8 protein-coding genes and 2 tRNA genes are annotated in these 6261 nt (G+C 59.6%); 1 reads left to right on the top strand and 9 read right to left on the bottom strand.

Translation table 11 applies throughout. The features are described 5' to 3' along the window. From E5J99_RS22270 to E5J99_RS11995, 9 genes are all read right to left on the bottom strand, one after another. On the bottom strand, positions 1 to 257 hold a 257-nt coding region (locus E5J99_RS22270; protein WP_394345949.1), incomplete at its 3' end, for a recombinase zinc beta ribbon domain-containing protein. Positions 258 to 380: 123 nt separating this feature from the next. Further along, a complete protein-coding gene (locus E5J99_RS21875) occupies positions 381 to 1007 on the bottom strand; it encodes a hypothetical protein (RefSeq protein WP_245318921.1) in 627 nt (208 codons plus the stop codon). Positions 1008 to 1124: 117 nt separating this feature from the next. After that, entirely contained in the window at positions 1125 to 1844 is a 720-nt protein-coding gene (locus E5J99_RS12025) for a carboxypeptidase-like regulatory domain-containing protein (RefSeq protein WP_135498055.1), read from the bottom strand. Positions 1845 to 1891: 47 nt separating this feature from the next. Further along, complete coding sequence (locus E5J99_RS12020) at positions 1892 to 2959, bottom strand: FecR family protein (RefSeq protein ID WP_167852102.1); 1068 nt, start codon at positions 2957 to 2959, stop codon at positions 1892 to 1894. A 136-nt stretch (positions 2960 to 3095) separates the two neighbouring features. After that, positions 3096 to 3305: an RNA polymerase sigma factor gene (locus E5J99_RS22265; protein WP_135498056.1), complete on the bottom strand. Its 210-nt coding sequence runs from the start codon at positions 3303 to 3305 to the stop codon at positions 3096 to 3098. A gap of 147 nt (positions 3306 to 3452) precedes the next feature. Then, positions 3453 to 3725 (bottom strand): RNA polymerase sigma factor, encoded by a 273-nt coding sequence (locus E5J99_RS21285; RefSeq protein ID WP_167852101.1) that lies wholly within the window; start codon positions 3723 to 3725, stop codon positions 3453 to 3455. 137 nt (positions 3726 to 3862) lie between these two features. Continuing rightward, positions 3863 to 4366 carry a cupin domain-containing protein gene (locus E5J99_RS12005; protein WP_135498052.1) on the bottom strand — a complete coding sequence of 168 codons (504 nt, stop codon included), beginning with the start codon at positions 4364 to 4366 and terminating at the stop codon, positions 3863 to 3865. A gap of 498 nt (positions 4367 to 4864) precedes the next feature. Further along, positions 4865 to 4942: transfer RNA gene (locus E5J99_RS12000), tRNA-Val, on the bottom strand. A 21-nt stretch (positions 4943 to 4963) separates the two neighbouring features. After that, a tRNA-Val gene (locus E5J99_RS11995) sits at positions 4964 to 5038 on the bottom strand. Between the two features lie 260 nt (positions 5039 to 5298). Between E5J99_RS11995 and E5J99_RS11990 the strand changes: the two genes are divergently transcribed. Further along, positions 5299 to 6240, top strand: a complete 942-nt coding sequence (locus E5J99_RS11990) for a TerB family tellurite resistance protein (RefSeq protein WP_135498051.1) — start codon at positions 5299 to 5301, stop codon at positions 6238 to 6240. Positions 6241 to 6261: the final 21 nt, after the last annotated feature.

Genomic DNA, 6261 nt, shown 5'->3' with positions numbered 1-6261 from the left:
GCGTCCGGGCTTTTTTTTGCCAGCGTGGCCACCGTCATGCGCGCCACGCCGCTCGGGCGCACGATGGCGCGCTGCGAGACGCGTTCGAGCAGCAGCCTTTCGACCTGGGCGTAGCGGACCGCCCGTACCGGCGCGGCTGGCGTAAAGACAGCCTGGTGGCGACAGCCCATACAGGTATACTTGGCTTTGCCTTTATTGCTGCCGTTCTTGCGCAGGGCCGTGCTACCGCACTTGCCACAGTATAACGTGTTCTGGATCAGCTGCCAAGCTACGTAAAAACGCCTTTTTAAACCACCGCCTTATTTTTAATGGCTTCCGCACCCACCAGAATGTTGAACGTGCGTTTTGCCCAGCGGCAGGTCGTAAGTAGCGGTGTTGGTCTAGTTATAGTTGAAATCGTTGCCGTTCGACTGCGCCAACTGCGCCCTGGCATTGAAGGAGCGGTCGATGCCGAAGGTCTTGGAAAACTGCTTGTAGTCGGTAATCAGGAAGGTCACGCCGTAGTCCGACCGGATGCGCAGGCGCTCCACGGGGCTTACCTCCACGTAGGCATTGCCCAGCAGCGAATAGCGGTTGAAGTTGCGGTCGGTCGCGTCGGCCAGGGCCACGGGGTTGATGCCGTCGCCGAAAAACGCGGCGGCACTTTTACCATCGGCCTGCGGCAAATCGACGAACTCGCCCTGGTCGTTGTAGACCGGTGTGGCCGGCGTCCGGAACAAGGCGTAGCGCACGATGCTGGCCCCCGGGTTGCCGTTGCCGAAACCGTCGCCGGAGGTGCCTGCCTGCCGGGTTTTGGAGCACGACAGATTGAGATTGAGGTTGGTGCTGGTTTTCACGTATTTCGACAAGGTGCTGTTCAGGGCCGTGCGCAGGTTGAACCGGTCGTAGGACGAGTTCTGAATCAGGCCTTCCTGCGTGAGGTAGTTGCCCGAAACGATATACTGCGAGAATAATGTAGAGCGGGTAGTTGTCGTTGATGGTGTCCACTCCGCGAATCCGGACGGCAATGTTTTCGCCCGGGGCACCGGTGGCTTGCGTAATGGCTACTCCGGCCGCTTTGCCCTGCATAATCTGGGCCACGCCGCCCACCGGAATACTCGAAATGTCGCCTTGTTTAATCTGGGCTACCGCGCCGGTCGGCTTTTTTCTGGCTGATATAGCCCAGCACCACTACTTCCCCCAGCGCTTTCACGTCGGTTTGGAGCAGCACAGTGAGCTGAGTGCGTTTCCTGCGTCACGAATCCGATGGCCGAAATAACCAGCGTGGCGTTGGCGTCGGGCAGGCTAAGCGAGAAGTTGCCGCCCGTGTCGGTAGCCGTGCCGTTGGTGGTGCCTTTCACTACCACCGTGGCACCGGGAATGGGGGCGTTATCGGTACCTGTTGTTTGTCCCCGTACCGGAACGGGGGCTTGAGTGGCTGCTTCTGCCTTCTCCGCCCCCGTTCCGGCGGGCCCCTCTCCGGCCACAATCGTTTGCAGGGAAATACTTGTTGTTTTGGGCTTGGAAATGATATACACGTTGCGGCCCGTTTTTTCCACCCGCAGGCCGCTTACAGTCACCACGTAGGTCAGCTCATCCTCCCGGGTGCGAAAGGTCAGGGCCTCGACGTTGACGAACTTATCCTTGATTAAGTCGCTACGGCATGGAATAAAAGCGTGATGAACCGTCTTGAATTCCTGCAGAATACTTTCCAGCGACGTGCCTTGCGCGGCGTTGCGCACGAAGGGCTCGGGCTGCTGCGCCGGCCGGAGCAGGGCCACTGTCGTGCTCTGGGCCTGCGTGGAGGCCACGGTGACGGCAAGTAGTAGTGGCAGCAATTGCAACGACTGAGTAGAAAGGGCCATAGATTCCGGGTGCAGGGGTGGGGGAGCAGGTCAGAAAAGCGTAGCAGCTAGTCGAGCGTGACGCGGTTGCCAGTGCGGAAAACTTTCACATCCAGGGATTTGCCGAGGGCGCTCAACAGCTCATCCAGGTCATGGTTCGGCACCGAGCCCGTCAGTTTTTGCTGCCGCAGCGTTGCGTCACGCCGCGTGATGTGCAGGCCGTAGGTGTCCTCCAGCAGGGTCACTATTTCACCCACGGGCGTATTGTCGAAGTCCAGCTGCCCTTGGGTCCAGGCCGAGTAGAAAGCGGCTTTCACGGCGCGCTTGGCCAGCGGGGCCGCCGGGGTTGCCGCATTGTATTCCACCAGCTCGCCTGGCTTCATCAGCACCTGGTCGAGGTGGCCCGGCTGGCGGCGGCTCAGCTGAATCTGGCCGGTGTTCAGCACTACTTTTGTTTTGCCAACATAGCTGAGCACCGTAAACTGGGTGCCGAGCACCGCTACATCCAGCGGCCCGGTATGCACCACAAACTTGACGTTATTGGGCGCGGCCGCCACCGTTTTCAGGCGCGCCGGGGCTGTATGCCGCACGTTGAAGTAAGCGCCACCCGTGAGCCATACTTTCCGGGGCTGCCTTGGCGTCCAGGCCGAAGCCATCCGGAGGGTCGAACTGGCATTCAATACTACGCTGGAGCCATCGGGGAGGCGCACCTGGCGGCGCTCATCGGGGTGGGTAGCGTAGCGCGTCCAGGCCGGCGCTGCCGCCGGGGCCGGTCGTCGCCACAGGCCCAGCCCGGCCAGCACCAGCAATACCGTGGTAGCAATGGCCGCTGCCGTCCACTGCCGGGTGCGGCGGGCCGTGCGCAGCGCTGGTCGGGCACGGGTCGGCACCGGCGGCTGCATGCTCTGCCACAGCTTGGTAAGCTCCTCCTTCTTTAGGGCTTCCTCTACGGGCTTGCGCTGGGTAGCCAGTAGCTGAAGCACCGCCACAGCTTCGTAAAACTCGGTTTCTTTGGTAGGATGCTGGATAATGCAGCGCCGCCAGAACTGAACGGCATCGGCGTCACTTTCCAGCACGAAGGCCTGAAAGGATTCGTCAGCCAAAAAATCTTCCGTGGAGTAAGCGGCGTAGGTCATAAGCAGATGGATAGCTGAACAGAGCGGACCCTCGCTGGCCTCAGCTGTCCGGCCCCACTTGGGCCCAGCAGCTGCTCTGTTCACCTCCATCACGGCCTCAGTCGCCGTTTATACTCATGTTTGGCGCACTTTTTTTTCAGGGTAAGCGCAATGCTCCCTGTCCACTGCTGCCGCCCACCTGTTTTTTGTTAGCCGCACAGCAGATACAGCAGGGCCAGCGACACGGCATTGCTTTTCTGACGGCCTGCAACGCATTGAAAATCAGGTTGCGAACCGACTGCACATTGAGCGACATCACCTCCGCGATACGCTCGTAGGAAAAGCCGTCAAAGAATTTCAGGTCCAGCGCTTCCCGCTACCGCTTAGAAAGCCGGTTGAGCGCCGCCAGCAGCCGGGTACTCTGCTCCGCGTCGCGCTGCTGGGTGATAAGAAATTCCTCGTGCGAATAGGTCACCTCGAACGAATTGGTGTAGGTGGGAAGGAAATGCCGGTGCTACCGCAACAGCTTGGTTTCATCGCCGAGGTGGCGGCGCAGGGCTTTAAACAGGTAAGCCTTCACTATCTGCACCGCTCGCAGCCCTTCCCGCCGCCGCCAGAGCTTCTGGAACCGGTTCTGAATACAGTCCCTAACCAGCTCCTCGTCGCCGGTCAGCCTGAGGCCGCAGTGAAACAGCGCGTCGTAATATGTCTCGAAGAGAGTAGCCAGGGTCTGAGTATTGCCGGCACGAAACGCCTCCCAGAGCTGCGCGCTGTTCTCTGCTGTCATAGCTTGCAAGTCGGCGGCGGCTAAATGCTGGGCGTTTGGGAAGCTGGTCGGTAGCCAGGACGCGGGGTGGGGAGCACACAGGTACTTCGCGCAAGCAGACAAACAAGTAACTGTTCCGTGTGTCTGCCCGCTTGGGCCTACCGGCCGAAGTCGTCCTGCACCCGCACGATGTCGTCTTCGTCGGAGGGGTGCTGGGCGTTGGTATGCTGCCATATTTCGGCTACCATGCCCCATTCATCCAGACCTATGAGCCGGTGCCGCTCGCCTTGCCGCAGCCTAATCAGCTCGCCGGGTGCGTAGGTTTTCAGTTCGCCTTCGGTATCTGTAGGGCTCGTCACAACGCCCACGCTACCTTGCACCACTTTCCAGATTTCGGCCCGGCGGTGGTGGTATTGCCACGACAGTCGCTGGTGGGGGGCGACCAGCAGAATCTTGGGGCTCAGCTTGCCCGCTATGCGCAGCTGCTCCACGGGCAAGCCTTCAAAATACGTGTCGGCAAATTGCTGGGCCTGGGCTTCGTCGAGCACGAAAAAACCGCCCCAGGGCCGGGTTTGGTCTTGCTGCGTGATGCCGAAGCCCTGCTGCTGAAGTTGGAGTTGGGCTTTCTGAAACAATTGCTGCTTAAGTAGTTCAGTGCTCATAAGCGGTTGAAAGAGAAAAATAGGAAGCGAGCTTCAACAACAAAAACGAACTTCAGCCAGCCAGGCCGGCTATGGGTTGCGTAGCTGGCAAAGAGGAGCCGAGCCGCACGAGCACCACCCGGCGGCGCGCCCACCATTTCGGACGCCCATATTGCACATATAATTCGGAAATCAAGCGTACGTATAGCACTCAGCCCGCATGTTTGCCGCAGGGCATACTGCGGTGGTGGTTGCTGCTAGGTACTGCCGAGGTGAAAATAGGTCTAGCGGGCCGCATCGTAAAGAAAACCGCTACTCGACCGAAAGCCCAAAGTGGTTGGGCTGTGGGCTGCGCCGGGCCAGCCTAGCTTCAGCAATACTAGGCGGTGTCTTGCCAGACGCAAAATACTCTGCCGATAAGGTTCAGCCAGCAGCGGTATTGCCGGTAAAAGAGCGGCGTGGCCCCACCATAAACCAAAAAAAAGCCATTCAGCAGTACTGCTAAATGGCTTTTGAAAATGGTGGGAGATACTGGGTTCGAACCAGTGACCCTCTGCTTGTAAGGCAGATGCTCTGAACCAGCTGAGCTAATCTCCCGAAGGGTAATGCAAGAAAAAGTGGGAGATACTGGGTTCGAACCAGTGACCCTCTGCTTGTAAGGCAGATGCTCTGAACCAGCTGAGCTAATCTCCCGGGTCCCGTTTGGGAATGCAAATATGGTGGGTCATTTTTGATTACGCAACCCTTTGACCGAAATTCAGCGCAGAAAATTGCGTCGGCCCCCGCCGGTAGCCCGCAACTATGTTACAGTCAGAATTTTCAGCCGGGCCGCACGGAGGGTGTTGAAGGTGGTAATGGGGAGCCGTAGACCGTCAGCTGGTCGGAGTTCAACCTAATCAGGCCGTTGACGTTACTATTTTCGGTTTGTTCTTCCACTTCTTTTCCACCTATCTATGACCGATACCCAACTCCTACAGAATTACTCCGACCAGGAGAAAGCCGCATATCTAAGTGTCATTGCCAGCCTAGCCTCCGCCGACCGTGAGGCTTCGGCGGCCGAAGTAGAGTTTTTGCAGCAGCTGGCCCATAGCGCGGGCCTCTCCGGCGGAGCTACCCAGCAGGTCCTGTCGGCTGCTCGCGACGCTTCCAATGACAGCATTAAGCAAAGCCTGGACGCGCTGCGTGGCAGCGACCTGCGCTTCTCGCTCATCACCGACCTGATCAGCTTTGCCCGAGCCGATGGTGCTTATTCCAACACGGAAGAGGAAATGGTCACTAAAATGGCCACCTACCTCGGCGTTAACCAGCAGCAGAAGCAAGCCCTGGAAACCGTTGTGGATCAGGCAGCTACCGTGCCACACGATGCCAGCGACCCAGGTAAGCAAGGCTTCCTGAGCGGCGTGACGGATAAGCTCGCCAGTGTTGGTATTCCGAAAGGAGCGCTCATGGCTGGCTTGCTGGGCGTGGTGGCTCCTATGGTTATTTCGGGGGTCATGAACCGTAGCGGGCGGTCGTCGGGTATGGGCGGTGGTCTGGGCAGCGTGCTCGGCGGTGGCTCAATGGGCGGCCTGCTCAGCGGTGCCGGTGGCAGCATGATGGGCGGTGGCTCGATGGGCGGCCTATTAGGCGGCTTGCTTGGCGGCGGTCTGTTAAGCGGGGTGCTGGGTGGCGGCGGCAATTCTGGTGGTGCCGGCGGCACTTACGGCAACATGCCCCAGCAGGGCTCACACGTCGGCGGTGGTGGCCTAGGCTCGCTCATGTCGATTTTGGGTGGCCTAGGTGGTCAGCCCGGTTCGGCTCCTCGTAGCGCTGGCGGCGGTGGCCTCGGCGGCCTGCTCGGCGGCGGTGGCGGCGGTATGGGCTCTTTGCTTGGCGGCCTGTTTGGCGGCCGGTAAGCAATAGATAGCATGATGCAT

This window comes from Hymenobacter elongatus, assembly GCF_004745955.1.
Taxonomy (GTDB): domain Bacteria; phylum Bacteroidota; class Bacteroidia; order Cytophagales; family Hymenobacteraceae; genus Hymenobacter; species Hymenobacter elongatus.
The sequence above is the reverse complement of the archived record's forward strand: the minus strand, read 5'-3'. Positions and strand labels throughout refer to the sequence as shown.